The 24,937-nt window shown below is 43.7% G+C and carries 40 protein-coding genes; 3 read left to right on the top strand and 37 right to left on the bottom strand.

The genetic code is table 11. The features are described from left to right. Positions 1 to 69: 69 nt before the first annotated feature. The 30 genes from BWP33_RS02715 to BWP33_RS02595 form a co-directional block, all read right to left on the bottom strand. The gene (locus BWP33_RS02715) at positions 70 to 831 is read right to left on the bottom strand and encodes a phage tail tube protein (RefSeq protein WP_002642874.1); all 762 of its coding nucleotides are present in this window, start codon (positions 829 to 831) and stop codon (positions 70 to 72) included. Between the two features lie 3 nt (positions 832 to 834). Beyond that, positions 835 to 1,296 carry a phage tail terminator protein gene (locus tag BWP33_RS02710; protein WP_002642875.1) on the bottom strand — a complete coding sequence of 154 codons (462 nt, stop codon included), beginning with the start codon at positions 1,294 to 1,296 and terminating at the stop codon, positions 835 to 837. Continuing rightward, positions 1,296 to 1,784, bottom strand: a complete 489-nt coding sequence (locus tag BWP33_RS02705; RefSeq protein WP_002642876.1) for a phage virion morphogenesis protein — start codon at positions 1,782 to 1,784, stop codon at positions 1,296 to 1,298. Before BWP33_RS02705 ends, BWP33_RS02710 begins: the two co-directional genes overlap by 1 nt. Further along, the gene (locus BWP33_RS02700) at positions 1,765 to 2,208 is read right to left on the bottom strand and encodes a gp436 family protein (protein WP_002642877.1); all 444 of its coding nucleotides are present in this window, start codon (positions 2,206 to 2,208) and stop codon (positions 1,765 to 1,767) included. The genes BWP33_RS02705 and BWP33_RS02700 overlap by 20 nt, the downstream gene beginning before the upstream one ends. Beyond that, entirely contained in the window at positions 2,208 to 3,209 is a 1,002-nt protein-coding gene (locus BWP33_RS02695; protein ID WP_002642878.1) for a major capsid protein, read from the bottom strand. Before BWP33_RS02695 ends, BWP33_RS02700 begins: the two co-directional genes overlap by 1 nt. A gap of 184 nt (positions 3,210 to 3,393) precedes the next feature. Beyond that, positions 3,394 to 3,756, bottom strand: coding sequence for a hypothetical protein (locus tag BWP33_RS02690; protein WP_002642879.1), 363 nt, complete (start codon positions 3,754 to 3,756; stop codon positions 3,394 to 3,396). A gap of 31 nt (positions 3,757 to 3,787) precedes the next feature. Continuing rightward, positions 3,788 to 4,765, bottom strand: a complete 978-nt coding sequence (locus tag BWP33_RS02685; protein WP_002642880.1) for a hypothetical protein — start codon at positions 4,763 to 4,765, stop codon at positions 3,788 to 3,790. A gap of 4 nt (positions 4,766 to 4,769) precedes the next feature. Then, the gene (locus BWP33_RS13110) at positions 4,770 to 4,895 is read right to left on the bottom strand and encodes a hypothetical protein (protein ID WP_263479605.1); all 126 of its coding nucleotides are present in this window, start codon (positions 4,893 to 4,895) and stop codon (positions 4,770 to 4,772) included. 280 nt (positions 4,896 to 5,175) lie between these two features. Further along, the gene (locus BWP33_RS02680; RefSeq protein WP_002643138.1) at positions 5,176 to 5,544 is read right to left on the bottom strand and encodes a hypothetical protein; all 369 of its coding nucleotides are present in this window, start codon (positions 5,542 to 5,544) and stop codon (positions 5,176 to 5,178) included. Then, positions 5,541 to 7,304: a phage head morphogenesis protein gene (locus tag BWP33_RS02675; protein ID WP_244903120.1), complete on the bottom strand. Its 1,764-nt coding sequence runs from the start codon at positions 7,302 to 7,304 to the stop codon at positions 5,541 to 5,543. The genes BWP33_RS02680 and BWP33_RS02675 overlap by 4 nt, the downstream gene beginning before the upstream one ends. Further along, positions 7,247 to 8,692, bottom strand: a complete 1,446-nt coding sequence (locus tag BWP33_RS02670) for a phage portal protein family protein (RefSeq protein WP_104930291.1) — start codon at positions 8,690 to 8,692, stop codon at positions 7,247 to 7,249. Before BWP33_RS02670 ends, BWP33_RS02675 begins: the two co-directional genes overlap by 58 nt. A 57-nt stretch (positions 8,693 to 8,749) precedes the next feature. Next, positions 8,750 to 10,399 carry a phage terminase large subunit gene (gene terL, locus BWP33_RS02665; RefSeq protein WP_224451226.1) on the bottom strand — a complete coding sequence of 550 codons (1,650 nt, stop codon included), beginning with the start codon at positions 10,397 to 10,399 and terminating at the stop codon, positions 8,750 to 8,752. Continuing rightward, the gene (locus BWP33_RS02660) at positions 10,392 to 10,895 is read right to left on the bottom strand and encodes a DUF1804 family protein (protein ID WP_002643134.1); all 504 of its coding nucleotides are present in this window, start codon (positions 10,893 to 10,895) and stop codon (positions 10,392 to 10,394) included. The genes terL and BWP33_RS02660 overlap by 8 nt, the downstream gene beginning before the upstream one ends. A gap of 8 nt (positions 10,896 to 10,903) precedes the next feature. Continuing rightward, entirely contained in the window at positions 10,904 to 11,122 is a 219-nt protein-coding gene (locus BWP33_RS02655) for a hypothetical protein (protein WP_002643135.1), read from the bottom strand. Then, positions 11,113 to 11,361 carry a hypothetical protein gene (locus tag BWP33_RS02650; protein WP_002643136.1) on the bottom strand — a complete coding sequence of 83 codons (249 nt, stop codon included), beginning with the start codon at positions 11,359 to 11,361 and terminating at the stop codon, positions 11,113 to 11,115. Before BWP33_RS02650 ends, BWP33_RS02655 begins: the two co-directional genes overlap by 10 nt. A 38-nt stretch (positions 11,362 to 11,399) precedes the next feature. Then, entirely contained in the window at positions 11,400 to 11,711 is a 312-nt protein-coding gene (locus BWP33_RS02645; protein ID WP_002642274.1) for a hypothetical protein, read from the bottom strand. Next, positions 11,708 to 11,869 (bottom strand): hypothetical protein, encoded by a 162-nt coding sequence (locus tag BWP33_RS12280; protein ID WP_155999591.1) that lies wholly within the window; start codon positions 11,867 to 11,869, stop codon positions 11,708 to 11,710. The genes BWP33_RS02645 and BWP33_RS12280 overlap by 4 nt, the downstream gene beginning before the upstream one ends. 4 nt (positions 11,870 to 11,873) lie before the next feature. Then, complete coding sequence (locus BWP33_RS02640; RefSeq protein WP_002642272.1) at positions 11,874 to 12,239, bottom strand: hypothetical protein; 366 nt, start codon at positions 12,237 to 12,239, stop codon at positions 11,874 to 11,876. Further along, positions 12,239 to 12,595: a hypothetical protein gene (locus BWP33_RS13215; RefSeq protein ID WP_342352729.1), complete on the bottom strand. Its 357-nt coding sequence runs from the start codon at positions 12,593 to 12,595 to the stop codon at positions 12,239 to 12,241. The genes BWP33_RS02640 and BWP33_RS13215 overlap by 1 nt, the downstream gene beginning before the upstream one ends. A 16-nt stretch (positions 12,596 to 12,611) precedes the next feature. After that, complete coding sequence (locus BWP33_RS02630; RefSeq protein WP_002642270.1) at positions 12,612 to 13,262, bottom strand: glycoside hydrolase family 19 protein; 651 nt, start codon at positions 13,260 to 13,262, stop codon at positions 12,612 to 12,614. A 152-nt stretch (positions 13,263 to 13,414) separates the two neighbouring features. Beyond that, the gene (locus tag BWP33_RS02625; RefSeq protein WP_002642269.1) at positions 13,415 to 13,624 is read right to left on the bottom strand and encodes a helix-turn-helix domain-containing protein; all 210 of its coding nucleotides are present in this window, start codon (positions 13,622 to 13,624) and stop codon (positions 13,415 to 13,417) included. Next, the gene (locus BWP33_RS12275; protein WP_155999587.1) at positions 13,621 to 13,776 is read right to left on the bottom strand and encodes a hypothetical protein; all 156 of its coding nucleotides are present in this window, start codon (positions 13,774 to 13,776) and stop codon (positions 13,621 to 13,623) included. The genes BWP33_RS02625 and BWP33_RS12275 overlap by 4 nt, the downstream gene beginning before the upstream one ends. Before the next feature lie 32 nt (positions 13,777 to 13,808). Continuing rightward, complete coding sequence (locus BWP33_RS02620; protein WP_002642268.1) at positions 13,809 to 14,051, bottom strand: hypothetical protein; 243 nt, start codon at positions 14,049 to 14,051, stop codon at positions 13,809 to 13,811. Positions 14,052 to 14,190: 139 nt separating this feature from the next. Continuing rightward, positions 14,191 to 14,643, bottom strand: coding sequence for a Mor transcription activator family protein (locus BWP33_RS02615; protein ID WP_002642267.1), 453 nt, complete (start codon positions 14,641 to 14,643; stop codon positions 14,191 to 14,193). A 156-nt stretch (positions 14,644 to 14,799) separates the two neighbouring features. Next, a complete protein-coding gene (locus BWP33_RS12835) occupies positions 14,800 to 14,943 on the bottom strand; it encodes a hypothetical protein (protein ID WP_244903127.1) in 144 nt (47 codons plus the stop codon). A 99-nt stretch (positions 14,944 to 15,042) separates the two neighbouring features. Continuing rightward, on the bottom strand, positions 15,043 to 15,237 hold the full coding sequence (locus BWP33_RS12830; RefSeq protein ID WP_244903126.1) for a phage protein GemA/Gp16 family protein: 195 nt from the start codon (positions 15,235 to 15,237) through the stop codon (positions 15,043 to 15,045). A 75-nt stretch (positions 15,238 to 15,312) separates the two neighbouring features. After that, positions 15,313 to 15,585: an HU family DNA-binding protein gene (locus tag BWP33_RS02605; RefSeq protein WP_002643142.1), complete on the bottom strand. Its 273-nt coding sequence runs from the start codon at positions 15,583 to 15,585 to the stop codon at positions 15,313 to 15,315. Positions 15,586 to 15,611: 26 nt separating this feature from the next. Then, on the bottom strand, positions 15,612 to 15,830 hold the full coding sequence (locus BWP33_RS12270) for a hypothetical protein (RefSeq protein ID WP_104930402.1): 219 nt from the start codon (positions 15,828 to 15,830) through the stop codon (positions 15,612 to 15,614). After that, positions 15,763 to 16,359, bottom strand: a complete 597-nt coding sequence (locus BWP33_RS02600; RefSeq protein WP_104930290.1) for a host-nuclease inhibitor Gam family protein — start codon at positions 16,357 to 16,359, stop codon at positions 15,763 to 15,765. Before BWP33_RS02600 ends, BWP33_RS12270 begins: the two co-directional genes overlap by 68 nt. 17 nt (positions 16,360 to 16,376) lie before the next feature. Beyond that, positions 16,377 to 16,850: a hypothetical protein gene (locus BWP33_RS02595; protein ID WP_104930289.1), complete on the bottom strand. Its 474-nt coding sequence runs from the start codon at positions 16,848 to 16,850 to the stop codon at positions 16,377 to 16,379. 66 nt (positions 16,851 to 16,916) lie between these two features. On the opposite strand from BWP33_RS02595, the gene BWP33_RS02590 reads away from it, so the two are divergent. Further along, positions 16,917 to 17,387, top strand: a complete 471-nt coding sequence (locus BWP33_RS02590) for a hypothetical protein (RefSeq protein ID WP_104930288.1) — start codon at positions 16,917 to 16,919, stop codon at positions 17,385 to 17,387. 69 nt (positions 17,388 to 17,456) lie between these two features. On the opposite strand, the gene BWP33_RS02585 is transcribed toward BWP33_RS02590, so the two are convergent. The 6 genes from BWP33_RS02585 to BWP33_RS02560 form a co-directional block, all read right to left on the bottom strand. Continuing rightward, positions 17,457 to 17,669, bottom strand: a complete 213-nt coding sequence (locus BWP33_RS02585; protein ID WP_002640928.1) for a hypothetical protein — start codon at positions 17,667 to 17,669, stop codon at positions 17,457 to 17,459. After that, the gene (locus tag BWP33_RS02580) at positions 17,666 to 18,007 is read right to left on the bottom strand and encodes a hypothetical protein (protein WP_002640929.1); all 342 of its coding nucleotides are present in this window, start codon (positions 18,005 to 18,007) and stop codon (positions 17,666 to 17,668) included. Before BWP33_RS02580 ends, BWP33_RS02585 begins: the two co-directional genes overlap by 4 nt. Further along, complete coding sequence (locus tag BWP33_RS02575) at positions 18,000 to 18,269, bottom strand: hypothetical protein (RefSeq protein WP_002640930.1); 270 nt, start codon at positions 18,267 to 18,269, stop codon at positions 18,000 to 18,002. Before BWP33_RS02575 ends, BWP33_RS02580 begins: the two co-directional genes overlap by 8 nt. Next, on the bottom strand, positions 18,266 to 18,994 hold the full coding sequence (locus BWP33_RS02570; RefSeq protein WP_002640931.1) for an AAA family ATPase: 729 nt from the start codon (positions 18,992 to 18,994) through the stop codon (positions 18,266 to 18,268). Before BWP33_RS02570 ends, BWP33_RS02575 begins: the two co-directional genes overlap by 4 nt. Before the next feature lie 106 nt (positions 18,995 to 19,100). Continuing rightward, positions 19,101 to 21,215 carry a Mu transposase C-terminal domain-containing protein gene (locus tag BWP33_RS02565; protein ID WP_002640932.1) on the bottom strand — a complete coding sequence of 705 codons (2,115 nt, stop codon included), beginning with the start codon at positions 21,213 to 21,215 and terminating at the stop codon, positions 19,101 to 19,103. 2 nt (positions 21,216 to 21,217) lie between these two features. Beyond that, positions 21,218 to 21,463, bottom strand: coding sequence for a helix-turn-helix domain-containing protein (locus BWP33_RS02560; RefSeq protein ID WP_002640933.1), 246 nt, complete (start codon positions 21,461 to 21,463; stop codon positions 21,218 to 21,220). 363 nt (positions 21,464 to 21,826) lie between these two features. On the opposite strand from BWP33_RS02560, the gene BWP33_RS02555 reads away from it, so the two are divergent. Continuing rightward, complete coding sequence (locus tag BWP33_RS02555) at positions 21,827 to 22,630, top strand: S24 family peptidase (protein WP_002640934.1); 804 nt, start codon at positions 21,827 to 21,829, stop codon at positions 22,628 to 22,630. 163 nt (positions 22,631 to 22,793) lie between these two features. After that, positions 22,794 to 23,858 carry a putative Ig domain-containing protein gene (locus BWP33_RS13105; RefSeq protein ID WP_002640935.1) on the top strand — a complete coding sequence of 355 codons (1,065 nt, stop codon included), beginning with the start codon at positions 22,794 to 22,796 and terminating at the stop codon, positions 23,856 to 23,858. 143 nt (positions 23,859 to 24,001) lie between these two features. Here the strand turns inward: BWP33_RS13105 and BWP33_RS02545 are convergent, their stop codons facing one another. Continuing rightward, positions 24,002 to 24,856: a DegV family protein gene (locus BWP33_RS02545; RefSeq protein WP_002640936.1), complete on the bottom strand. Its 855-nt coding sequence runs from the start codon at positions 24,854 to 24,856 to the stop codon at positions 24,002 to 24,004. Positions 24,857 to 24,937 lie beyond the last annotated feature (81 nt).

Below are 24,937 nucleotides of genomic sequence, written 5' to 3'. Positions count from 1 at the left end.
TTTTGCGGCAGTTATTTAAGGCAGCCTGAAACCCAGTTACCCAGTTTTCAGGCTGCCTGAAACGCCTATTTAAGCGTTAAACTCTTGATAAGAATATGGTACTTTGTTGCCATCTACGAGTACCGCCGTTCCTGTGAATTCGGCTTTGGCGAAATCATCGCTTAACCAGTCAATTTCACTGTTTGGCGCAACCACCATGCTGGGAATGTGTAAAATGAAGTTTTTTTGACTGGCGGCGTTGTAGCCGTCTAACCAAAATTCAAAGTCATAATCCGTTTCGGTGCTGGCTTCAATCTGAATCCCACCGCCTGCACGGGTTTTGTACGACACTTTAATCTCTTCGCCCACATTAATTGAATCGGCTTCAGGCGACACTTTAATCCAACCCAAATTATCTTTTAATTCAATGTATTCAGATTTAACGGCTTGTCCTGCTGCGTTTTTGACTTTCACGCTGTCGCGGTCAATATTCTGTTTTGCCAAATCCAGCCATGCGTCCTTAGCGGTTACGCGCACCACTTCATCGGCTACGTTGGCGGCTGCCGTGTCCAATTCAATGGATTTACCCGACAAAGCCATCCCCAAAGTCAATTTGTTGAACGTGTCCGAACCGAACGCAATTTCGGTTGCATCTTTGATGGTTACGCTGTCCAATGCGTTGCCTGCGCTTTCTTTCATGCGCGATTTGCGGACTTTGGTTTCAGCTTTACTGGTTAATTTCAATGAAATCAAGTTGCCAATTTGCTCTTTCATGCTGCCCAAAATGCGGCGGTTACGAACATAGCCCGTCCCGACCAGCAGCAAACCATTATCATTGTCTTGTTTTGTCATGTGTTAATCCTTTGAATAATTAATTAAAATTTCTGTCTCAAAACGCAACGGATACAACGCAAAATTGTCATAATACAGCGGCTCAACCGCCTGAACTTCATCAAACGGCGTAATCGTCATGGGGCGTTGGTCGGCGGTTTCAGGCTGCCAACCTTGCAAACTCGCGCAAATTCGGTGCAACATCTCGCCTGTGGCGATGTCCTCATGCGGCACGTCAACCGCACCATAAAATTGTTTAGCTAAAATCACACTAAAACTTAAGCGTTTCTTTTTCATGCGTTTGTTGCCAGCCGTTTGGTTAATCGGCGCGTAGCCGTCCAAACCCACGTATAACGCGTTGTCTATTGGCTGAATGTCGCGTTGCTCCAACAATTGCGCCAATTCTTGAATGGATTGAACCGTGTGAACATCAGGCAAATCCGCCAGCCGCGCCTTGAGTAATGGCAAAACAGCAAATAAATTCATCAACTTTGCTCCCATTGTTCGCGTACAAAATCGTGCAATAAATCCACAATATCCGCGCTATCTTGCGCCGACAGCCCAAACATCGGACGCGCCACCATGCGTTTTGTGCCAAATTGATGATGCGGCGCGTACACCACATTTGTCCCCACTTGCGCCAAATTGGCTGTGGCATGGCGCGTCAAACTACGCAACAAACGCGATGAATCACGCATTAACCGTTCTTTAGAACGCGGTTTGAGTGCCGCAACATAGCGTTTTTTGTTGCGTTGGCGGTAAATCGGTTTGGCGTAAGCGCGTTGGGTACTGGGTGTCCAGTTTGCCCAACGTGAGCCATCGGGCGCGGTTTTGGTTTCAAAGCGTTTACGCGTAGAGTTTTCCAGTAGCGTGGCAATACCGCGCATCAACGGACGCGTGTTTTTCAGGCTGCCTGAAAGCTGGCGCAACGCTTGTCCGACGTTCCCTAAATCGTCAGAAGTGATTGTTAACATCTTTCCAGTCCTTTAATTCATTCGGGATAACAGCCATGCCACCACTTGCCTTGACTTCTTCCACGCCGTCTGCATCAAAACCCAAAATAGACGGATTTTTTATCAGCAACTTAAACCACGCTATCGCGTTGTCATAACGCTTTTGCACCACATCAGGAATGCCGTTTTCATACAAATACCAACGACATACATCGCACGTTTTAACCACCAACGCGTAAGGAACTGGCGCAAAAGGCTGCCTGAAACCTGCTGCTCGCAAATAGCCGTTGACTTCCGCTTCAGCATCGTTGAGGGCTTTTTGCAGCACGTCAGGTACGATTTCGCGCTTGGCGGTGCGGTCGGTTAAATTAACCAGCTCACGCTCGCCAAAGCGTTGGACTAAATCGGCTTGAGTAATCAGGCTGCCTGAAACCGCATTCATCATCACACCGTCAAAATACGAATCAAATCAGGACGCAACGCAATCGGCAACGGATTAGACTGGCTACGCAAACTCACACCTAAATCATGGTTACCGCCCAATTTGTCCATCGTTGAGTAATAAGGCAAAGCTTTAGTATTGACAGCCGCCGCCATGTCCGCAGGCGCGAAATATTCCAGATACAATTTTTTGCCCACAGGAATCAAAATCGCCTGATTGGTGGCAATTTTCGCGCCTTTGCTACCAAAATTCCCTGTGTATTCAATGAATTTAACGCCATTGTGTTCAAATTCAATCGGATTAATGCCGTTGCTCTCGCGATACACCGCACCATCACGAAAGCGCGTGTACAACGGTTCAATGCTTTTGTGATACTTGAGTTCAGTTAAAAATTTTGAACCACACAAAGCCACAAACCCCGTAACCGCCGCTCCTTTGAATCCTTGACGCAATTCCGATAGCATGGTGTCCATTTTTAAGCCCACTTTCGTGTCATCTTTGCTCAAGTCAAAAGAGATTTCAGCAGGACGCTTCAAGCCAAATTTGTCATATAAATCATGAATAACCGTGCCATCTTTGTCTAAAATTTTGCCTTGCAACGCGCCCAGCATTAAATGCTCACGTGTCATTTCTAATTTCAATTTGGCATTGTTTTGGTATTCGGTGATGACGTTTTTAAAATTGGTTAATTCGTTGCCGCCAAACTCGCGAACATCTTGATAATCTTCTGCTAAGATGTTGTCCGTTACCGTCAAATGCGTGGCTTCAAAATATTCGGCTTTTCGTTGAGACGCGTCGGTTGCCTCGCCGCCCAATTTGCCACGTGCCGAATTTTTAACAATAGACAAACCGCTTTCTTTGTATTCAATCATCGCCACTTTTTTCGTGCCGTAGTACGGCTCAAAAATCCCCAATTCGCGAATTTGCGTAGGAGTCGGCTCAATTTGATTGATGGCTGCGGTTAAATTTTGGGTGCTAAATGCACTGTTATGGGTTACACTCATTGTATTGATTTCCTTTGAAATTAAGAACCTGTATTCATAGCCAACGTGAAATGGATTTTTGTTCCAGTTGGTACGACTGTCAGGCGAATTTCATGCTAATAGCGTTCCTATTAGCGTGAAATTCAACGCAACAGGCGTGCTAAATGGCGCAAAAAGACATCGCGCTTGGCTGTGAATGCAGGTTCTAAGGTCTTGGCGTGCCACGATACATCACGCCGTAGTTATCGCCAGCTTTTTGCAAAGCCTCAAGCGCATCGTGATTGCCAACAGACATCACATTGCCCTCTACGTCAGAGTGCGCCTCAACAGCAAAGGCTGCCTGAATCTCACTCATCGGCGTATATGCCAAATTGATGATGCAATTGTGCGGTTGAATTTGTACCGTGCCATTACGCTCATCAGTCAGCGCAACCAATTTTTGACCACGCAACGGATAATCCACCAGTTGACCAGCTTTTAAACCTGTTGTGGCTGGTACTTCAATTCGCGTGATAGATGAGACTTCCGCAATCAAAATATCACTGACTTTCAAACCTAAAACTTCCATGTTTAAACCCTTTTTAAATTCACATTAAAAATCAAACCATCGGATAACCGCCCAAAGCTGTGGGTTTGGTTTCGGCGGATAACTTCAGGCTGCCTGAAGAGTCGGGTTGATGCTTGTCTGCGGTCAAAGATTCGGGCAATGACGGCTTAGTGGACGGTGCAGTCAATTTCAAATCGCCCACCAACGCATCCAGTGCTGCATCATCATTCAACGACAACAACACGTTGTACGTCTGCTTGGTAATGCCAGCAAAACCATGCTCGGCTGCCTGAAAACCAGCCGCTGATAATTTTTTATCGACTTGGTTTTTCTTGAGAACTTTGGCTAATTCGGCTTTGGTTTCCGCCAATTCTTTTTTCAAATCATCAAATTGTTTTTGTTCTTCGGGAGTCATGTTGGGTGCATCCTTTGTTTGAGTAGGAGGATTTTTGGAATCAGATAAATGCAAATTAGGCGAAAATTCCGTGCCGTCCGACAACATCAAGGCAGACGTATAGGCATCTGCACCCACCGCCACAAACGACACTTCACGCACCATGCAATCACGCAACACCACAATTGGCGTGGCAAGAGTTTGTCCGTTGACGACAATTTCGCCTGACGTGATTTTTTCTTGTCGGGCGGATTGGATTCGGGCGGACATTTCCCATGGATAGCCTTCGCTGGCGGTTTGTGCGACATGGTTGCCATGTTCGGTTGACAATAAGGTTCCTGTGATGTGCAAGCCCGATGTCCCTAAATTAAGGCTTGCCACACCTGTTTTGCGGTCGGAGTCGTGTTCCAATAGGACACCGATTGGGTTACGGTATTGGATATTGGACAAGTCCACCACATAACGCTCGCCATATTTGCTAAAAGGCTGTCCTGAATGCGCTACGCCTGTGAATTGGCGTGGCTTTTCGGTTGATGACGGCTCCGCGAATGTGGCGGATTCGGGTACGGATAATTGCAGTTGGACAATTGCCATAAAATGACTTTCTGATTGAAATGAAATAGTTGAAGTCATCATTTAATCACAGCCAAGTCAAATAGTTTTCTTGATTGATTTCAAACAGGCAGCCTGAAAACAAATAGACACAAAAAAACCGCCCAAAATCGCATTTTTGACACGATGGGCGGTGTGAGGATTTGTCAAACATCACAGCACCCCTGTTTAAAACCTGTTTAAAATCGCTTCAGATTTTGACGAATGGGGGAAGTGGTTGTTTGGTTGTTTTAAATTTCAATCGCGCTAAATTGCGCTAAAAACGCGATAAGTGATTTGGGTAGGTTTGGATATGAAAAAGTTTTTAGATGCGCTCAAACGCTTTAAAAAGTGCTTTAACGGCGATTTTTGAAATAGACAAACAAAATCCCACTTGAATTTCATGTTTCAAGTGGGAGTTTTGGGGTTCAGGCTGCCTGAAAATCAGTTGGTGGTTAATAACACTTTCTTAACTTAAAAGGAGGTGGGTCTTCAGCTAAAAGTTGCTTATCCTTTTCTCTTTGCTCTTTTTGTGCTTGAGCAGTATATGGATACAACACCATCGGCACATCAAATCCAGCCTGTTCCAATACCGTAACCATTTCATCAATATAATTCAATGGGTCATGTATAACAGCACGGCAAGGACGTGGATATGCACCTTCCCATTCTTCTTGAATAGCTAATTCAATGGCATCTTGTAATTGTTTAACGGCATTTTTATCGCCTTGTAATGCGCCATTACCATCATCTCCACCACAAAACCAAGTAATCTGACCAATTGCTTGATTTTTTCGGGACAAAATAAATGTAAAATTGTTCATGGTTTAAATCTCACCAATAAAGCTAAACCAAAATACAAAAAATCGGGTTTACGCTCAATTTCCTTAAAATCTTTGATATTACCACCCAATAACGCCTGAAAAGTCATGGTCAGCATTTCCAATGCTTGTGGGTCTTTGCGACTTTTGTTGTACATTTTACCATAATATTCATTGGGAAAATCATCGCGCAAACCTCTTTCATCATCATCATACCAATCTTTTCCAATCATTTCATTGAGTTTTTGAATTTTGTCTTTGGTCGTCCGCTCTTTAAATAATCGGTCAAAATAGGTTTCCAATTCGGGCATCACTTCTTGTAAACGATGCCCAAATTCGTGTAAATGTGTAATCAGGCGGTATTTACGCGATATTTTTGGGGCAACATTCGCTAAAATCAAACTATCCCCATCTTGCACCATATTTTCTTTAAAAGCGCGTTTAAATGATTGATAATCAAGAGAACTAGTATTTTTAAACCAATCAAAATCGCGTTGAGATTTCAATATTGGTTTGACATGAAAAGCCCGTAAATTATCTGTTTCCAACACAATTGCACCCACTTCATTGGATTTTTCCACCCACGATTTTGGATAGGTTTTTATCACTTCAATAAATTCTTGCAAAATGGCTTCATCGTGCCCTTTAACACGCACTTCGCCACCCAGCTCCACACCTTCACGCCGCATGATTTCTATAATACCCTCGTGCGGTTTACCCTGCCTAATTGCCTCATTCATGACAGCAATATGGGTTTCGTAAAGCAATCTGCCCTCATTAATCAAATTGGCACTGCTGGCAAACACACCACCTTCAGTTAATTCAAGGGGCTGTCTTCTTCTTTTTAAATAAGTAATTAAAGTATCAGCCAATTCACGGATAAAACCCTTGCCATGCCTTTGCTCGGCGAGTGTTTGCACATCTGCCAAACGTGCAGCATGATTGTGTGCAAAAGTCGGCGTAACATCAAACGGAATTTTGACGGTTTGACCTGTGCGCGGATTGGTAAAATCCACCCACTGAATATCGTCCGTGCCATCATCAAGCACACCGTTTTGGGCATTGATTTTTTGCTGTTCGGTAAAACGTTCAGGCTGCCTGTTGATGTCTTCATTGCGTTCGCGTAGGGCTTGCTTTTTGGTTAATTGGCGCACCGTGCATTGACAACCGTAGCCATTGGGCGGAAAAATGCTCTGCCAAATCGGGTCGTCTGCTGCCCAAATTTTGCCGTAGTAAGTCATGTGGGACTGGCGTTTATGCTCGGCGGTGCTGGCAATGTATTTTAGGTATGGGAACATCTGTTTGTCTTCCTGAATCCGCGCCCATTGCCCTGCTGCGTAAGCCGTTGCTAAATTGGTCTGAAAAATCACGCGCAAACGCCGCGTACTGCCCAGCTGCACCGTTTTGGCGACACCGTCCACAGGGTCAAGCATCACTTGCTCGCCCCACCAGCCTTTTGCCATCAAATACGGCTTCAAACGGTTTTTGAAATCTCTAAAATCCGTGCCGTTTTCCAATGCCGATACCACTGCTGACTTGGTTTCTGCCAACAAATCCATGTCCATCATCTTGGCAACCGTAAAACCCACCGAATGCTCATACAACCACACATCGTAGTGGCTGAAACTGGGCAACAACGTTTTGTTTTGCAGATGTTCAAATGCCGCACGGTCTAGCAAACTACTAAAGTGAATCAATGGTTTAGTCATTGCGAACCTTTCAGGCTGCCTGCGCCGTCCAACCATGCTTGTGAATTTTGCCAAACCAATTTGTCAATCAAGATTTGGTCGCCTACCGACAAATCCAAATTATTTAATTTCTCATTGAATTCATTGAAATTTTCTGAACTGGCAAGCGCGGATAAAATCGCGTGGATTTTCGGTTGCATAATTTGTTGGTCGGCGGATAATTGGCTTTCAGGCTGCTTGAAATCATTTTGATTACCCGACAAATTCAACGATAAAGTTGTATCAGCTTTTACACTATCTTGATTTTGCTTGATTTTAAAATGCTCGGGTTCAAAGCCTAAAATATCCGTGTAATACTGCTCGGTCAATTCCAAATTGCCACTTTCCAAGTATTTTTTATCACGCTCGGCGCGGTTGGTGTCGGGTTTGATTTCGGTTTCGTATTCAAACCACAATGCGCCTTTCACTTTAATCGGTTGATGATAAACGGCATTCAAATCCATCAACGCATCAACAACCTTTTGTACAGCGTCCGCCAACAACAGCAAATACGCACCAATGCGATTTTTCTCACTTTCGCTTTCCACCTGTTGCGCGGAGCGACTGCCTGTTTGCAGCTCGCTGGTTTTGACGCGTCCCAAAATGGATTTCTGAATCCGCGCATTTGCCATTTGTTCCAGCTGCCTGAAAAACGCGCCGTCCGCCGTGTTTTGCAGCAACTTCATCTCTTCTTCAATGCCAATGGCTGCTGCACCACCATTTTTGACGGTGTGGGTTTTACGCGCGGCTTCGTTTTTGTCGCCATCGGTTTTGGTGATGAGCATGGGCTGGGCGTAGCGTTGTGCAAATTGGTAAGCGTAACGCCAGCCTTCTTTGCGTAACATCACGGCTGGGTAAATCCGCACCATAGCCATTTCGCCAGCTGGATTTTTGGACGTGGCTTTATTGTTTAAAAACAAATGAGTATAAGTAGTTTCGGTTTCTTCTTCGCCGTTTTGACCGTTGTAGATGAGTTTGCCGAATTTGGGTGTGTATTTGTCCAATTCATCATGACGGCTAATCACTTGTTTTAATGAGATAAAACCGTCCTCATCTTGCGCATAAACCAAACGCGCCACCGCATAACCGCACAATTTCGCCACCACCACCTGCTCGGCAATGCTAGGCAAATTGCGCCGCACGCACTGATAAAGTTTGTCCATTTGTGTGTCATCGGTTTCTGCACCAAACAAACGCCAGTTGCTTGAAAGCAAAGCAGAAACAATGTCTTCACGACACGAATCCACTTCATCGTCCGACATCACAGCTGAATAAACCTGTTGGCGCGACAAACCCAATAAATTCAATAACTCATCTGTACCACTGCTTGAAAAGGCATTGAGCGCGTAAGCGGTGTCTTGAACAAGCTGCTCCATCTGAATCGCTTGAATGGGCTGTTTGTGTTTTTTGTCTTTTTTAGCCATTTTAAACTCGTTTTAAATGAGGTTTAAACGTTTCAGGCTGCCTGAAACCGCTTAAAATCAATAGGGACAATTGTCATACATGGAGATTGGCTCAATGCTGCTGCCTGCGCTGTTGCTGGTCGCCAGTTTCCACAACATTTCCAGCGCGTCTGCACCGTCATCGTGGTCGTGATTGGGGAAATGGCGTAACTGGGCAATCAATTCGCGCTGTTCAGGCAATAATTTAATGAAACCGTTTTCAAAATGCGGTTGCAAACTCTCAATGCGCAATTCTTTTTCCGTATTCGGTTTCACGCCTTTGGCTGGGACGTGTGCGCTTTGTTTCGCAGATTCTTTGACCAATTCATCTTTGAAAAACTCTTGAAATTGCACGGTTTCCACCGCCCAAAGCTGGCAGTTGTATTCTTTTTGTAATTTAATCACATCTTGAATAATCAAACTGGGAACACGCTTTTTAATTTTGGCTTCAACCACATACAAAATGCCCGTGCTTTTTTGATAGCCACCAACCAAAATTGCGCTCGGGTCTTTGCCTTTGCCTTTTTTGCCCAATGATGGGTCTACCGCGCCATAAAACACCACATCATGTGGCAAAGTGCGGTAGTAACTTTGGTCAATGCAGCCTGAAAAGATTTCGCTTTCAGGGTCGCTCGGTTCGTTTTGATACTCGCATTGAAACGCCGCCAAGCCATCTCGCGCACGGATTTTCATTAAAGTCAGTAATGGGCGTTTAACCCAACTCACTTTGCTACCACGCAACATTTCCGCTTCGTTTTTCAGATAAAAAGCATGGGCGGCTTTTTCGTTTTGTTGATTGATTTTAGGGGTGTTGCGATAGATGTTTTCCCATTCTTCCCACAAATCCATGCGCTCGGGGTATTTCACAATCGCGCTAAACAGCACGCTGCGCCAAAACGGATTTTTCATAATCCGCGCTAACACGCTGTCTTTACATAAAATTGTACCAACATAAATGATGTCAATTTTGCTGCCCGCTTCGCCAAGTGGCTGAATCACACGCGCAATCCATTTTTCTAATTTGTCGCGCAAACGCGGATTTTCGGCATGGTCTTCATTTTCCAAATCGTCCAAATAAACCGCATCGGGGCGTTTATTTTTCTTTTTCGCACCACGAATTTTCTGACCCGAACCATAGGCTTTGAATTTATTGCCTTGTCGGGTCAAAATTTCGCCAATGCGCCAACGCGCACCTTGTCCACATATTTCGGGAAAATCCAAGCGCAACATGGGATTATCGGTCAATTCGGTTTTAATTGTTTCAATGATTTCATCGGATTGCTCTTCCGTGTCCGACACAATAACTGTATTGTGTTTCACATTGCGAACTTCATTGAACAAACTGTTCGCCTGAACCACCTGCGTGGTTTTGGCTTCGCCACGCGGTGCAGCAACCGATTGTGAAATGGCTTCAGGCTCTGCGGTCATTTCAGGCAGCGTTTTGTACGCCCACGCATGAAACAGCGATTCCGTGCCATCGGGAAAATGGTGCGGCAAATACGTTTTGCAGAAAAAACGAAACGCCGTTTCATCGCCTTTCAAGACAATGGCACGGCGTTTGGCGATTTCGGCTGGGTCGTTGGACAGCTCAATTTCATGCAATTCAATGCGTTGTAGGGCTTCTTCGCGCACCTGCGCCATTCGTTTTTTCAGTTCGGTTAAACTGATTTTTTCGCTGAATTTAGCCACCGAATTTCCTTTCAATGACAGTCCCAAAAGTTTGTAAAATCAAGGCAAAATCTTGTAATTTATCGGGATAAACTTCGCTGATGTGATTCAATAATGCTTCCACGACCAGCACAGCCACAGCAGCAGCCTGCGTTTCGGGTAGCATTTTTTTGGTTGCATTGATGACTTTGAGGTATGAATCGGTCAAACTGGCTAATGCTTTGGATTTTTCAATTGGGGCAATGTTTTCTGCTTTTTCCAAATCTTCAAAAGTAGATTGATATTGCACCAAAAAACCAGCCAGCATGGTTTGCCCAACTGTTTCAATGCCGCCACCTGCAAACAAATGAGCAGAACGCGCTTTATCCCAATCATCGCCTTGTTCTTTGGCGGCGTATTTCCATGTCCGAGCGGTCGCCAATGGCACGCCTGAAAAAGTCGCTGCCAATTCTAATGGTTGATTTTCAAAGACATACTTACGGCGAACCAAATCGCGTTTTTCTTTTGGGTGCGCCATTGTGTCTCCTAAATGCCAAATTTCGCTTTGATTAAAGTGATGCCCGTTGCCACCAAACCACCCGACACCGCACCTGCTACCGCGCCATTGGTACGCGCGGTTTTTTTGCAATCATCGTGGATTTGCTTGATGTGTTTTTCCAAATCGTCTTGTTTGGCAATGGTTACATCTTGTTTTGCCTGAATTTCTTTTAAGGCTTGCAATATTGGGTCTTGGTTTACGAGCATGATTTATCTGCCTTTTGATTGATTTGGTTGCTGACTTCTTTCACATCATCTTTGATTTCTTTGAGCAATCTTTTGATTTCTTCGCTTTCGCGTCGGGCATCGTCTTTGCTTTGGTAGCTTTTTTCCACTTCGTACAATTTTGTGGTTAAGTGCTTAATATCACGCGCTAATTCTTTGTCTATTTCGGCTTGCGAATTGACATAACGCCACAAAGACGTAATCGCAATACTAATAACCAAGCCAAACGCCCATTCAATTGTGAGAAATTGTTGTGCGTTTATGGCATTGCCTCCAGTCGGATAATCACTTGAATTTCAGGTATATTCGGATTGCACATGACCCATTCCGCGCCGTCTTCTTCCACCCAAAAATGCGGAAACAAACTTTTCAGGCTGCCTGAAAAACCATTCAAGTAAAAAATCACATCAAAATCATCGTTTACAAAGCGGTCGTGGCGAACATGGTTTTTGTACAACACACTTTCCACCCATTCCACAAACCGCTCTTGTCGCTTGGCTTGCGCTTTGCCCATTTCCATTTTGGCGCGATGTTTGGTAAGTACGCGATTGACTTGTTGCCAGTAGGTCATGGTTTGCGCTCCATAGCCCAGTCAATCCAGCCACGCAATTGATTTTCCAAATTTTTCACGTAACGCCCAAATGCCACCGCGTGAGTCAAAATCGCTTCTTGTGAGCCGTTTTGTGGCGGTTCGGGACGTTGTGGCATCACGAGCAAGGCTTGTGGCACAGGTTTACTCGTAACCGAGTGATTTTTTGTAGTGCTGCAAGCTGTACTCGCCAAAAGTGCAATCATGAGTGCCGTTAGCGCGGTCTTTTGCAATAACATTTTGAATTTCCTTTTTCAATTCATTGGCTTGAATTTCGCTTTGCTTTTGAAATTCAAGCTGTTGTTGGCTGATTTGTTCGGCTTGTTTGAGCCAAACTGATTGTTTTGCTTGATGTTCTTGCGCTTGTTTGAGCAGGATTTGTTGATAGTGATGTTCTGTTTTCAGGCTGCCAAAATGGTAGCCCAGTCCCATCAATGCACTCACACAAACAGATACAAGCAAAATAATCAGCAAATCTGTTCGGTATTTTTTTAATAAAAACAAAAGCATTATTTCTCTTTCTTTTCAGAAGTTTGCTGTACTGCTGCAATCGCTCGCCGTGCCAGCCCATAGCCGCCAACCATGCCCCCATACGCCCACCATTGCCATTCGGCAGGTGTGCCTGTGGCAAACTGATACGTCATCACGCCAGCCGCCACGTTTGCCCACACTTTGTCATGCGACAATGCGCCTGTAGTCGGATTGTTGACCATTCCGCCGAGCCATTTTTTCAGGCTGCCTGAAACAGTCTCGGACTGTACGGTTTGTGGCGCGATTTGGGGACTTTGTGGCGGTAAAACCGTGTGCGAGCGATATTGGGGGGCAGGTGGTGGTAGGTTTGCGCCACCTTGTTTGAAATTTTCCATAGCTTTTAAACTGGCTTTAAACCGCGTTTAAAGCGGTTTCAAAAATCCGTGCATAGCCAGCAATCAAATCTGCTTTGTCGGTACCGTTCACGATGCGGCGAGCAGCGACATAATCGCAACGGCTATCAGTAATGTAATCTGCCAACCGTTTACCTGTGAACCAACCTTCTGCCATGCCACAAGCAATGATTTTGGCGGCGGTTTCGGGCTGTGTGGCTAGGTCAGGTTGCGTGACTAAATCTGCACCCACTTTTGCGCCTGCTTTGGCGTAATTGTTGCGCCAAGTTAGCTGCACAAAACCGCGCCCATAAAACAAATGCGGACACTCGTCCTGCGTGTAAACCGAACTGCGCGAGCCATCTTTGAAACAATATTTCACGCCATTGCTGTTGATTTGCCATTTGCCGTAATCGTAGTTTTTGCCTTTGCCATATTCCTCCAAAGGCTTGATGGTTCGGGCGGTTTCGTGGTAAGCGGTTGCCAACACATACGCGATTTGTTGCAAATTTAAGCCTTGTTCCACCGATGAAAGCACCAGTAAATTTAAGCCGTCTACCTGACTTTGATTCAGGCTGCCTGAAAACAATTTTTCACGGATATGCGCGAAAAATGCGCTGTTTGCCAGCGTTTGCGCGATGGACTGTTGGGCGAGTTGAGTTTCATTCATATTTATCAATCCAGTTGTTTAATTTTGCAGTCATTTTGTCATGAAAAACAGCCAAACCGTTCTAATAACACTTCAATTCAGCCACACAAAAAAAGCAGCCTGAAACCAGTTTCCCAGTTTCAGGCTGCCTTTCCATCAACAACAAGCCATTATCACACTTCAGATTTTTGATATTGTTGCAATAATCTCCATTTTTCCAACGGCATATCGCGGTGGCTGGTTTTATCTGTTTCTGTTAGCCACATTCGTACCGTTCGCGTTTGCACACCTAAATATTCAGCCGTTTGCGCTTGTGTTAAGCCGTGCTGCTCAATCCAATGCCGCAAATTGGCAGGCGTGTACCCAATTTCGGGGTAAGTCATGTCAATACCCACCACAATAACAAAGCAATCAAGGTAAACTGCACCAGCCAAATTTTAAAGCGGTATTTAACCACCCAGTCCATTCGCTTACTTAGCTTGTTCCATTCTGCATCAATTTGTTTTTTTTCTTGATAATATGCACTTTTTTTCATGTTTCATTCAGCCCCTTTCGAGGCTGCTCCTATTATTTATTTAGATAATTTTTGATGATTGCCACCAAAGCCGTCATTGCACCCACCGCACCGAATAAAATTTGACTGAATGATAAACGCATATCATAGTTCATTTTTTTGCGTTCTTGTTGGATTTTTAACAAGGTTTCTGCTTTAATTCGCCTGTCTATTTTGCTGTTTAGGATATTTTCTAGTTTTTGTACTGTATCCCAATCCTTACGCTGAGTGGCACGTCTTAATTCTTTGTGAATCATATTGTTTCCTGTTGGTTTGTTGTTGATGCGTAAATTATAGGTTCTATTTGTTCCTTTATCAAATCTTTTTTTGATTTTTGCACCACAAAAAAAAGCAGCCTGAAACCAGTTTCCCAGTTTCAGGCTGCCTGAAAATTAGCTACGAAAATAAGCTCTGCTGCATGGTTTCGCCACTATTGACAATATTCCATATTTGGCGCGCACTCAAATGGTATTCACGCGCCAAATTATTAACAGCGCAAACGCCTGTCATTGGATAATTCGGGCGTGTGGTTAACTCATCAAATTGTCGGCGAATTTCACGATTTCTGCACGTTAACAGCGCAGCTTGGCACTTGGGGACATAAAGTTCGCGCTGCCCATTTAATGCAATTTCAATTTTATCGGCATTGTCTTCGCCGATGATTTCCGCCAAAAGATGATGTAACACTTTGCCTTGATTGGTTTTGTTTTTGCCAATTGGGAACGTTGTTCCGCCGAATTTTTCCACCAATTCAAACGCCATAGCCAAACCAATCACCTCAACTAAGCCAGCAAAACTTGGCGGCAGCAGGTGCTTCAAATCAACAAAATCATCTTGATTTAATTGCATTTTATACTCCTTTTTGGGTACGGCACAATTGAGGCAAATCTTGTTCAAAAAAATAAAGGTTTTTCATGGTCGGCTTTCTTTCTGATAAGTTTATGATATAATTTGATTTAGTTTAAATTTTTACCGTCCGCCGACCATGTTGTTTGGCGGATTTTTTTATGCTTTTTTTGCTTGTTTCGCCTGCACTTTCAAATAATGATAATTTAACGCCGCAATTAATTTGCGTAATTCCGCCGCATTTAATTGATTGACGTTGTCTTTTTGGAACATTTGTTTGCCATACCATTGGCGTATGCCCATGATTTTTCGGTTAATTGCAATAATTTACCCAATTTCGCCATTAAATCAGATACATCAGTAAAATGCAATGGCTTGCGCCCAATGGATTTTTTGGTCGGTTTAAAAGCCCAAACGCTCCATTTCCGCCATCACGCGCTGCAATTCTTGCAAGTTCATTTCTGCACAACTGGATTTTGCCGTAACGCGCTGCAAAATGGCACGGTAATTGTCATCGTCCAGCGCAAGCTGTGTTTTGGCAACGTGGATTTTGGCGATTAAGCCTTGTCGCCTTTGTTCGTAAGTCATTCTTGCCATGATATTTTTTCCTTTGTTTTTAGGCAATGTGTTTTCAGGCTGCCTGAAAATACATTGCCTATTTTGATTAAAAAATTAAGCAACTGCGTCTTTTAACGTTTTGCCTGCTTTGAATTTCGCCACGCAAGTGGCAGGAATCATGACAGGTTTGCTCGTTTTCGGATTGCGCCCCATACGTTCAGCACGTTCAGCCACATAAAAGCGACCGAAACCGACAATATTCACTTCGCCACCAATAGACAATTCATCAATTACGACTTTGCACAATGCGTTTAACGCATCATTGGCTTGCGTTTGGGTTAAGCCGCTTTCAGTAGCGATGGTTTTGATTAATTCAGCTTTATTCATGGTTTTAAACTCCAATTAAACAAGATTTAATGAATTGTCTGCAATGTGGCATCTTTATTGCTGTGAATGTCCTGCATAATGCTCAACAAGGCTTGCAATCCCAGCGTTTGCACCATATTCAGGTGTTCCAATGACGGTGGGTCTTCCCAACGCATTAATTTGTCAACAATATCGCGGTCAATACCTTCTACTCTCACACCAATGCCATATTCCAGTTGAATTAATTGAATGGTTACCGTTGTCATGCTTTTGCTCCCACTTCATCAAAATTCGTTCAATCACAAAATCCTCTTCGCCGCGTTTGATTTTGATGCCTAAAATCTGATTATCTTCAAACATTTCAGGATATTGCAAAATCAATTCACGATTAACTTCCAGTTTTTCACGCACAAAGCGTTTGTAATTTGGGTTTTGCAACAGACGGTCAATCACTTCCGCACCATTTTTTTGCGAAATACTGACGCTCGGATTTTTGATGCGCCACTTCACCACACCTGTGGACAAATCCGCGAATTTCACGCGATGGTTGTCGGTCAATTCGGCGCGGTTGGCTTCACACCAAATGTGGCAACTTTCGGATAACACATTGATTTGCGCTTGTAATTTGGCGACTTTTTCATCACACGCTTGTTTGAGTGGTGTGATTTGGTCGTTCAATTCGGCGTTCAGGCGCAAAATTTCGCGTTGCAATGCGCCCATTTGGGCGATGTTGTCCACCACTTCGGCGCGAGATTGCGCGGACATAATGGCTTGGGTTTTGATTTTTTTACTCATGGTTCTTTCTTTCAAAATCAGGAAAAAATTTTACAATTCAATTTCTTAATCATGCTTTGATTTAATTCATGTCGCGCTTGCTTTTGTTCGGGGCTAGGCGAGATAAACGGTTCGGGCGGTTCACGCGCCACCGCAGACGGCGCGACAATCGGTGCTGTTTCGGCTGTCGATTCGGATTCAGTATTTTGAAATGACTGGACAATTTCCAGCGCCTCCAGCAACAAATCATGCGAATCAAGCGGTGTTTTCAGGCTGCCTGAAACTTTGTCCGACAACAATTTTTGCACCGCTTTTTGCCAAAATTCGGCTGGGTAATCTGCCCAAAAATTCGCCGTTTCCACCAAAATCTCAAAGGTTTCTTCCAGCGATAAGGGCTTATCTTTACTGGAAAATAACTTAATGTATTCAAGCAATAAGCGCGTATGTTCGCCACCCATTTGGGCGATTTGGGCAATGGCACGTTTGGCGAATTTCAGCTCGGTTTCACTCATTTTTTACCCATTTTGCTAAAATCATTTAAAATTGACATTTTTCAATTTCCCATTTAGGTAAAACTTATGGAAAAATATGAAACATCATCTTATTTAAGCGTGGCACTCAACTACGATTTGGCGCGTGATTGGTGGGATTTGAGTGATGAGCAACACCATTTTGTGTATGAATTTGTGCTTCACGATTGGGACAATTTTGAAAATTGGCTTGCCGAACATAAACAGTCATTTGAAGACTATAAAAGCGGTGGCAAATCACGGCAAAAAGCCATAAAAGCTTACCCCGAACACTATCCCCTTTTTGTTTATGCACATTGGCTGCACTTGCAAAACGGCGCGCTGCTAAATAGCTTGCTTTCACAATACGGCTATGCAGAGAGTTGTTCAAGAAAGGGCGCGTATGAAGAAGCAGCCGATTTTTTTGAGCTTCTGTTGGGCGAATACCGAAAACTCCATATTTTGCCGCCAAGCGTGTTTGATGCTGGCGCAGAAGCTGCTGCTTTACGCAAGGCTGCTCAACCGATAAATGATGATTAAATTGGGATTGTTTCATTTTTAAAATTCCATAAAATCAAATAGTTAATAAAAACAATAGGCAAAAAAATATTATGCGGTCTGTTTTTCAGCAGGCTGCTTGCCGCGTTTGGGCTGAATATTGTTGGGCAATTTTGGCACTTTCAGGCTGCCTGAAAACAGTTTCAGCGAAAAGCCAACCAGTGCGCAAACCGTCAAAATAAACAACACAGGCAAAAGCAATTTCAACCACACCAAAACAGCCTGCAAAAACGTTAAATTCAAATACCAATCTAAAAAGCTCATGATTTTTCTCCACATTCGGGTTTGTTTGGGCAACGCTGGCAAGCTCGCCATTGCTGCATTTTTAGAGGATTGTGCGTAGGGGCAGACGATGTTGCCAATGCCACGCATTCGCTCATGACAATTACTTGATTTTGATGAGGACAATGCACTTGTGCGTAAATCGCAAGCACTTTATCGCGCACACGGTCGGTTTTACCTTTGTATTTTCGATTGATTATCAAGCTCAAAGTGGTTTTGCTGTAATTCAATTCATCTGCCACTACTCGCATGGTTTTTGTGGTAATCTGTTTCATTAACAACTCAAACCATTGTTCAGACATATAATCTTGCTCAATCATATTGCACGCCTTTCCTAAAAATCGGTGCGCTGGCAGGTGCAGATGGTGTCATACGCAGGCTGCCTTTACGTAAAGCATACTGCCCACCCCCACCCGAATGCTTCACAAAACCCAGCTCAATTACATTGTTCAAATAACGGCTCAACCGTCTGTCGGTGCAAGGGTGCGTCATATTGATGTGTGCCAACAAAGTGTCATAATCGCAACGGCGCAAAATCTTCAAAGTGCGCCACATCACGGCTTCAATCGGCTGTTCTTTCATGGTTTCGCTCCACGTTTTGGTACTTCGCCTTGATAAAACTCAAAGCCTTGCATTTTGCTCACGCTGGCTAAATTCGCATAATCATAACCATTCAAATCAGCCGCTTGCACCAAATTAACCAAATTCACGGTAACGCGCCTCACCGAGCCGTTCGCCATGTCCACAATTTGTTTCAACAAATCTGCTTCAATCCGCAAATTCGGCGCGTACACGCTCGCCAAAATTTCCGCGTCCGCTTGGCTAACTGGCTGCGCTGGAATCCACGACAACACGCGACCGTGAAACCGTTCAAACTTCTTCAATTTATTCGGCAACTGCTCTTCGCCTACCAACATAATCGGTGCTTGGCTGCCTTCATAAATATCGCGGACTAACTCAACCATGCCGTTTTTGTTCAACAAATAATCAGCTTCGTCCAAAATCAAAGGGCGTTGGCTGGCTGCCATTTGCTCACAAATCGCGTCCAAACACGCTGCTGCGTTTTTCGCAATTGGCAAACCCATTTCAAAACAAATCTTTTCCAGCAGCGTTTTCTTGCTCCACGCGCTGCGAATTTGCACATAATAGGATTGCGTACTGTTTGCGACCGCAATCGTGGCAGTCGTTTTGCCGTAGCCACTGGGTCCATACAACACGCCCAAAGCGGGCAAATCGTCCAAACGATTCGTCAAACGTTCCATTGCGACTTTAACCAAAGTCAAATTTGTAATTTCTGCAAATTTCATGGTAGAATACTCCACAAGTTGTTTAAAAAAGTTTTAGGGAACAGTCCAAACGCTACATTTGGACTGTTTTTTTCGTTTCAGGCTACCTGAAAACAGAGCAGCAACATCAAGCCACTTGTTTATTCATGACTTTAAATTCAGGCGTGCGCGTATAGCTTACCAACCAGCGTTGCGCCCGTTCAGGTTCGCGCAACAAATCCGCTTCCGACAAAGCCGCCAAGCGCGACCACTCTGCCCATCGTCCAGCTTCCGTATTCGGTAAATGCCAGCCTTCCGCGTCCAGTACTTCCACCGTTTTCGGCTCGGGCTTGATTTCAGCGCGTGGCAACAAAACCGCTTCTGTCTCACGCTTGGCTTGCGCCAAATCCACCACCAAACCACCCAAATTCACGCTGCTTTGATGTTCCAAAAGCACAGGTTTCCGCTCCGCTAAAACCTTATCTTTTTGTGCTTCAATGCGTTTGAGACGTGTTTCATCGCGTTTATCTTTGGCTTGTTCGCGTACCGATTTGGGGAAATAATCGGTGCTGTTGCCATGCCATTCAGCTTTACAGATAAAGCGTTGATTGTCATCAAATATCCACACAAATTCAGCGTCTTGCACATCATAGCCCACAATCACTTCCAAACCGTGAAACTCAGTTAAATCATGGCTAAAATAAACATTGTTAAACAATTTCACTTTGCCACGTTCCACAGTGCGAACAATTTGTGGTCTAAACAAATAAGCCACTTCATCTTCTGCCACTTTAATTGGTGGCTCGGACATTTCCGCCAATTTCATTTCCCAAAATTCATTGGGCGACAAATGCCGTTTCAGGCTGCCGTCTTTGGGCAAACTGCGGTGCGGTTTAGCGTTATAATCAGCAATCAGTTGTTCAATAAAACCTTTGAACTCGTCCCAAGTCGGTACAGGCGAATTGATGATATGCCCCTGCAACTTGATTTCCTTGCGCGTTTGCAAGAACATTTGCCGTTTGGCTTCGCCGTCCATGTCTTTGCCAATGTAAGTGGCAAACATCTTTGCCGCATGGGTAAACAACTGGTGCGACCGTTCAATAGCACCTTTGGCTTGTGCGTTGTAGGCAATGGAATGTTTCATCGTAATGCCCAATCGGTTCATCAAACCCACCGTTTCATCAGTCATCATGATGTTTTCAAATCCCTTGCCCCAGTCCACATACCAAATCGCAGGTATGGCAGTTAAACTGGAATGGCTCAATGCTTCCAACACCGTAAACCGACTTTCCGCAAACCCCACGCTCCAACCCACAATTTTGCGTGTTCCCACGTCCATAACCGTTGTGATTTCAGGGCGAAATGGCAAACCACTCAATGGATTCAACACTTCCCAATCCACCTGATGACCGTCTGCCGAATAAACTTCGGCAGGTTCAAGATGCCAAAAATCACGCACTTTATGGGGCAGAATGTTTTTCAACTCTTTTGCGCCTTTTCTGCCACGCTCACGTTTCACCACGCCCATTTTGCTTAACAAGCGTCTGGCTTGATGAATACTGGGCATCTCACCACCTTGCAGACGCCATTGTGCTTCAAACATTTTGAACGCCAAAGCCACACTGGGCTGGCTGGGCAAGTTGTAAAAACGGTAAAACACATCAAACCAAGTAGGGGCAACCATGTTTTTCTGTGGTACTTTGGGCATTAAACTTTCTGCCGTTTCGCGTTTGGCAAACCAGCGATAAATCGTGCGTTTATCAGGTAATTTGCCACCACCGCCGCGCTTATCACACGCCATCAGCATGGTTTTTGCCAACACTTCATATTCACCGCTTTTTGCCAAAGTAATTGCAGTAATAATGGCTTCTTCACGGCTAATGGGCTGATTTTGACTTTTGTGTTTTGCCACCAAATCATCAATCGCTTCCAACACCGCTTCACGCGCATCAGCTTGTTGCCGTTGTTTTTGGGTGCTGCCTGAAAGTGCTTCCTTGTGCGGTGTTGTTTCAGACAATTTAGGCAGGGGAATGGGGACATGAGCCATAACGTGCGCTTTATACAACTCACGAATTTGCTGCATGATTTCAGGCGGTGGGGCATATTCACGGCGTTTACCGCCTTTGCCGCCTTGACACGCTACTTCGCAAAATTGCCAGTTTTCTTTGGTTGCCTTGTAATGCCAGCCTTGTATGGTTGAAGGCACATTGTGTAGCCCCATTGCCAAAAGCTCTGTTAAAGCATAATGTGATTTCAATTCCATTTTCAGGCTGCCTCTTCATATAAATGACGATAACGTGGGCGAATGCGCTGACCATCTTTTGTCCAACGCTCAGGGAATAATTCATGTAATGGCTTTTGCATAACTGTTGCAATCGCTTTTTCGCCCGATAAACTTGGCTTCCTTAAAGCCAAACGAACTGCTGATGCGTCCACATTTGTCATTCTTGCTACGTCTGCCAATGTGTAACCTGCCATACGCAGCCTTGCTTTAATCATTTCAGGGTGCATAGGTTTCCTTTCACTTCAAAAAACACTCAATCGGCAGTCCGTACGTCTCATAACCATACAGACTGCCTGTTCAATGTTTTTCATCATTATTCCTAACCATAAGGGATAAATTCAGCCCTTATTTCTGATGCTTTCCAAGTTGTTAAAGAACAAAATCAACAAATCAGGTAAAATGGTTTACATTTCACGTTTGCGAGATGTAAACATTATAGCTTTAAAGAAAAAACTTTCAAGCTATTTATTGGGGAAATTGGACTATTTTTAATTAAATATTTGATTTCTATTTAAATTAACTTTCAAAATAACTTTAAAGATTACTTTAAAGTTAAATTCAAGAGCTTTAAAGTTAGCAAGAGCGTAAAAATGAGCAGTAAATACAAAAAAAGTGCAGCCGAATTGGTTGAGTTGGCAAAAGATTTAAACGAACAAGGTAGTGAATTGCGCTTGCCTAAAACACCAGCAGGTATTCAATATCGCGCCGACAAAGAAAAATGGGATTATGATGAAGTCCCTACACAAGGTGGAAAAAACGGATTAAAAAAAATTTACAACTTACCAAGTTATCTGATTGATGAATTAGAGAAAAAAGGCTTATCCCATTTGCTGAAAATGGGTAATGATGCACCTGCCGTGGTTGCACCCAAAGCGGTTCAGCCCATTCAGCCAACCCAGCCTGTACCCGATTTCATGCGCCAAATGGTGTCAGAATACGATGAGTGGGCAAAATCGCAAGACATCAGCGCCATCGTCCCCGTGCGTTACCACACCAACGTGTTTGGCAGCGCAGGCAACGGCTACGCCATGCTGGACAACGTCAATACCGAATCCATGTGGTTTCGCGCATCATTTTTTGATGTGCTGGGCGTACCGCCATCACGTTGTTTCTGCACGCGCGTCAAAGGCGACAGCATGCACCCCACCATCATAGACAGAGGGACAGTCATGTGGGCAATGCAAAGTGTTTACACATCAGAAGGCATTTATTTATTTAGACAAGTCAATGAATTGCGAATTAAACGTTTGCAGCGCGTAAACAGCCACACCTACCGCATCATCAGCGACAACAAAGCGTTTTATCCAGTAGAAACATTGGACTTACGCGAAATGGAAAGCCACGAATTTGAGATTTACGGACGTTACCTGTGGGATTGTGCAATACGCCCGTAATCATTCCTGATAATTCCCTGATAGTTTAATGACAAAAATCGCGCAAAATTGATTGGAATTTAATCATTTTTGCGCGAAATTTTGCATTTTGATTTTGGGGCGTGATGTGGTCTTGTGTGTTGATTTGTTTGCGATTTAGCATGGCGAAAATCCAATCCCACCCATGACAAAACTATCACTACCCCATACTGGTAATTATGACTTGATTATTACTGCAACCGATAGTGGTGGTTTAAGTAATTCTATTAATTGGAAAGTTCATGTAGAAAATACTAATCGTGTGCCCACGGTTTCAGGCAGCCTGAATACACAATCATTGGAAGTAGATGAAAATTGGACTTATCACTTACCAGTTACATTTAGTGATGCCGATACCAACGAAACTGAATCGTTGAAATTCCATTTGGAAATGGCAAATGGAGAATCCGTTCCTGCTTGGTTGCAATACGATGCCAATACTCAGACTTTGAGCGGTACTGCTGACCTTTCAGGCAGCCTGAACCTCAATATTGTGGCAACGGATATTCATCAAGCATCAGTTATGTTACCGCTTACACTCAATATTGCTGATGCTGCTCCTAGCAATATCATTGGTTCAACCTTGTATGGCAAACCTTTTGCCAATGACACGCTAGTGGGTGGTATCAACAATGATAAATTAATTGGTGGCATCGGAGATGACATCCTTGATGGTGGACGAGGGAACGATAAACTTTTCGGTGGCATTGGCAATGATACCCTTTATGGTGGCAAGGGAAATGACAAACTCTCAGGCGAAAGTGGCGATGATGTGCTTTATGGCGGTCAAGGCAATGATGAGCTTATAGGTGGCATTGGTAACGATACTTACATCTTTGATTTGGGTCATGGTAAAGACCAAATTTACGATAGCTTTGGCAATGATACGTTGGAATTTGGTCGTGGCATTGATAAGCAAAATTTGTGGTTTAGCAGACAAGACAATAACTTAAACATTCAGGTTTTAGACCGTAATGATAGTATTGTCATTAAAGGCTGGTATAACATTATTCCGCGCAGTATTGAAACAATTCAAACTTCAGATGGTTATGAATTGGATATTTCAGCAGTGCAGAAATTGGTACAAGCCATGTCCACATTCCAGCCGCAAGTAACTAGTGGAAACGTATCACAACAAATGCACCAATTTATGCAACAAATTCAGGCTTCTTCGTATTGGCAGCAGTCTGAAAACGCTGGTATCTTGTAAACCGAAACCTTTGCAAAACCCCAAAACAAGTAAATTGTTTTGGGGTTTTGCAAAGGTTTCAGCCTGAAAAATACTATAACCAGTTGAATCTAATCGAAATAGTACAAGATAACTACTTTATTTCACGGTAAGTCAATCATCAATTACAAAGGCAACAAACCCACACCAAACGCCGAAATACCCGAGTGTGCCGTAACCACGGGGCTAATTGGATACGCTGGCAAACCGCTTAAATTATTGTATTCCGCCAATACATCTACAAATTCTTGATGAATTTCCATATCACCAGAATACAGCGTAAACACATAATAATCACGTGATGCCGTAATTTGACGAATGCGATCGGAAATCGCCAACATTGTACGGCGTGTGGTCATGATTTTTTCTGCAACCACAGCGCGTCCGTCTCTATCCACATTAATTAATGGTTTGATTTTAAATAAATTAGCGAAAAACTGTGAAGCAAATGACAAACGACCATTTTTTACCAAATAAGTCAAATCATCTACACCAAACATCACATGAGTCAAACGGCGAATTTCTTCCAATCGATTCAAAACCTGTTGAATACTATGACCTTTTTTCAACATTTTATCGGCTTCCAAAGCCATCAGACCTTCGGTAAATGTACCCGAACGGCTGTTGAAAACGTGTACACGCATCTTACCTTGTAATAATGGAATAATATCAATAACCTGTTGATACGTTTTACTCAATTCTGATGACATCGTAATCACCAAGACATCTTCATAGCCTTCATCAAGCAATCCTAAGAAAAATTTTCTCAATTCCAAACTAGATGGTGGCGCAGATTTTGGCAATTTGTCGGGATTATTGTTGACCCAAGCAATAAATTTATCATGATCAATAAATTCAGGCGAATCAACGTAAGTCTCATCACCCAAAATTACTCTCAAGCGTAAAATACGAATATCGTGTTCAAACGGATAATAGTCCAAGCCAGATGTGGACATGGCTACAACAACAGATTTACTCATTCAGGATTCCTTTTAGGGGCAATTACTCAAAATTTTTAAAAGTGTATTTTACGTTTTTTTGCAAAGCCTTGCCAGTAATTC

The sequence above is a fragment of the Simonsiella muelleri ATCC 29453 genome (assembly GCF_002951835.1).
Lineage (GTDB): Bacteria > Pseudomonadota > Gammaproteobacteria > Burkholderiales > Neisseriaceae > Simonsiella > Simonsiella muelleri.
Note: the sequence above shows the minus strand (reverse complement) of the source record. Positions and strands in the feature narration are given on the sequence as shown.

Coding starts and splice junctions, on each gene's coding strand:
- BWP33_RS02670 (WP_104930291.1), bottom strand. CDS start 8,692: ATGGCTAAAAAAGACAAAAAACACAAACAGCCCATTCAAGCGATTCAG.
- BWP33_RS02555 (WP_002640934.1), top strand. CDS start 21,827: ATGAGCAGTAAATACAAAAAAAGTGCAGCCGAATTGGTTGAGTTGGCA.
- BWP33_RS02680 (WP_002643138.1), bottom strand. CDS start 5,544: ATGAACAATTTTACATTTATTTTGTCCCGAAAAAATCAAGCAATTGGT.
- BWP33_RS02545 (WP_002640936.1), bottom strand. CDS start 24,856: ATGAGTAAATCTGTTGTTGTAGCCATGTCCACATCTGGCTTGGACTAT.
- BWP33_RS02605 (WP_002643142.1), bottom strand. CDS start 15,585: ATGAATAAAGCTGAATTAATCAAAACCATCGCTACTGAAAGCGGCTTA.
- BWP33_RS02660 (WP_002643134.1), bottom strand. CDS start 10,895: ATGGCGCACCCAAAAGAAAAACGCGATTTGGTTCGCCGTAAGTATGTC.
- BWP33_RS13110 (WP_263479605.1), bottom strand. CDS start 4,895: ATGTTTGACAAATCCTCACACCGCCCATCGTGTCAAAAATGCGATTTT.
- BWP33_RS12835 (WP_244903127.1), bottom strand. CDS start 14,943: ATGGGCATACGCCAATGGTATGGCAAACAAATGTTCCAAAAAGACAAC.
- BWP33_RS02700 (WP_002642877.1), bottom strand. CDS start 2,208: ATGATGAATGCGGTTTCAGGCAGCCTGATTACTCAAGCCGATTTAGTC.
- BWP33_RS02710 (WP_002642875.1), bottom strand. CDS start 1,296: ATGAATTTATTTGCTGTTTTGCCATTACTCAAGGCGCGGCTGGCGGAT.
- BWP33_RS12830 (WP_244903126.1), bottom strand. CDS start 15,237: ATGGCAAGAATGACTTACGAACAAAGGCGACAAGGCTTAATCGCCAAA.
- BWP33_RS02685 (WP_002642880.1), bottom strand. CDS start 4,765: ATGATGACTTCAACTATTTCATTTCAATCAGAAAGTCATTTTATGGCA.
- BWP33_RS02560 (WP_002640933.1), bottom strand. CDS start 21,463: ATGCACCCTGAAATGATTAAAGCAAGGCTGCGTATGGCAGGTTACACA.
- BWP33_RS02570 (WP_002640931.1), bottom strand. CDS start 18,994: ATGAAATTTGCAGAAATTACAAATTTGACTTTGGTTAAAGTCGCAATG.
- BWP33_RS13215 (WP_342352729.1), bottom strand. CDS start 12,595: ATGGAAAATTTCAAACAAGGTGGCGCAAACCTACCACCACCTGCCCCC.
- BWP33_RS02690 (WP_002642879.1), bottom strand. CDS start 3,756: ATGGAAGTTTTAGGTTTGAAAGTCAGTGATATTTTGATTGCGGAAGTC.
- BWP33_RS02705 (WP_002642876.1), bottom strand. CDS start 1,784: ATGTTAACAATCACTTCTGACGATTTAGGGAACGTCGGACAAGCGTTG.
- BWP33_RS02625 (WP_002642269.1), bottom strand. CDS start 13,624: ATGACTTACCCCGAAATTGGGTACACGCCTGCCAATTTGCGGCATTGG.
- BWP33_RS02620 (WP_002642268.1), bottom strand. CDS start 14,051: ATGATTCACAAAGAATTAAGACGTGCCACTCAGCGTAAGGATTGGGAT.
- BWP33_RS13105 (WP_002640935.1), top strand. CDS start 22,794: ATGACAAAACTATCACTACCCCATACTGGTAATTATGACTTGATTATT.
- BWP33_RS02580 (WP_002640929.1), bottom strand. CDS start 18,007: ATGATTGAGCAAGATTATATGTCTGAACAATGGTTTGAGTTGTTAATG.
- BWP33_RS02695 (WP_002642878.1), bottom strand. CDS start 3,209: ATGAGTGTAACCCATAACAGTGCATTTAGCACCCAAAATTTAACCGCA.
- BWP33_RS02630 (WP_002642270.1), bottom strand. CDS start 13,262: ATGAATGAAACTCAACTCGCCCAACAGTCCATCGCGCAAACGCTGGCA.
- BWP33_RS12275 (WP_155999587.1), bottom strand. CDS start 13,776: ATGAAAAAAAGTGCATATTATCAAGAAAAAAAACAAATTGATGCAGAA.
- BWP33_RS02565 (WP_002640932.1), bottom strand. CDS start 21,215: ATGGAATTGAAATCACATTATGCTTTAACAGAGCTTTTGGCAATGGGG.
- BWP33_RS12270 (WP_104930402.1), bottom strand. CDS start 15,830: ATGACAACGGTAACCATTCAATTAATTCAACTGGAATATGGCATTGGT.
- BWP33_RS02715 (WP_002642874.1), bottom strand. CDS start 831: ATGACAAAACAAGACAATGATAATGGTTTGCTGCTGGTCGGGACGGGC.
- BWP33_RS02615 (WP_002642267.1), bottom strand. CDS start 14,643: ATGCAATTAAATCAAGATGATTTTGTTGATTTGAAGCACCTGCTGCCG.
- BWP33_RS02585 (WP_002640928.1), bottom strand. CDS start 17,669: ATGAGCTTTTTAGATTGGTATTTGAATTTAACGTTTTTGCAGGCTGTT.
- BWP33_RS02645 (WP_002642274.1), bottom strand. CDS start 11,711: ATGACCTACTGGCAACAAGTCAATCGCGTACTTACCAAACATCGCGCC.
- BWP33_RS02655 (WP_002643135.1), bottom strand. CDS start 11,122: ATGCTCGTAAACCAAGACCCAATATTGCAAGCCTTAAAAGAAATTCAG.
- BWP33_RS02575 (WP_002640930.1), bottom strand. CDS start 18,269: ATGAAAGAACAGCCGATTGAAGCCGTGATGTGGCGCACTTTGAAGATT.
- BWP33_RS02595 (WP_104930289.1), bottom strand. CDS start 16,850: ATGAGTGAAACCGAGCTGAAATTCGCCAAACGTGCCATTGCCCAAATC.
- BWP33_RS02640 (WP_002642272.1), bottom strand. CDS start 12,239: ATGCTTTTGTTTTTATTAAAAAAATACCGAACAGATTTGCTGATTATT.
- BWP33_RS02590 (WP_104930288.1), top strand. CDS start 16,917: ATGGAAAAATATGAAACATCATCTTATTTAAGCGTGGCACTCAACTAC.
- BWP33_RS02600 (WP_104930290.1), bottom strand. CDS start 16,359: ATGAGTAAAAAAATCAAAACCCAAGCCATTATGTCCGCGCAATCTCGC.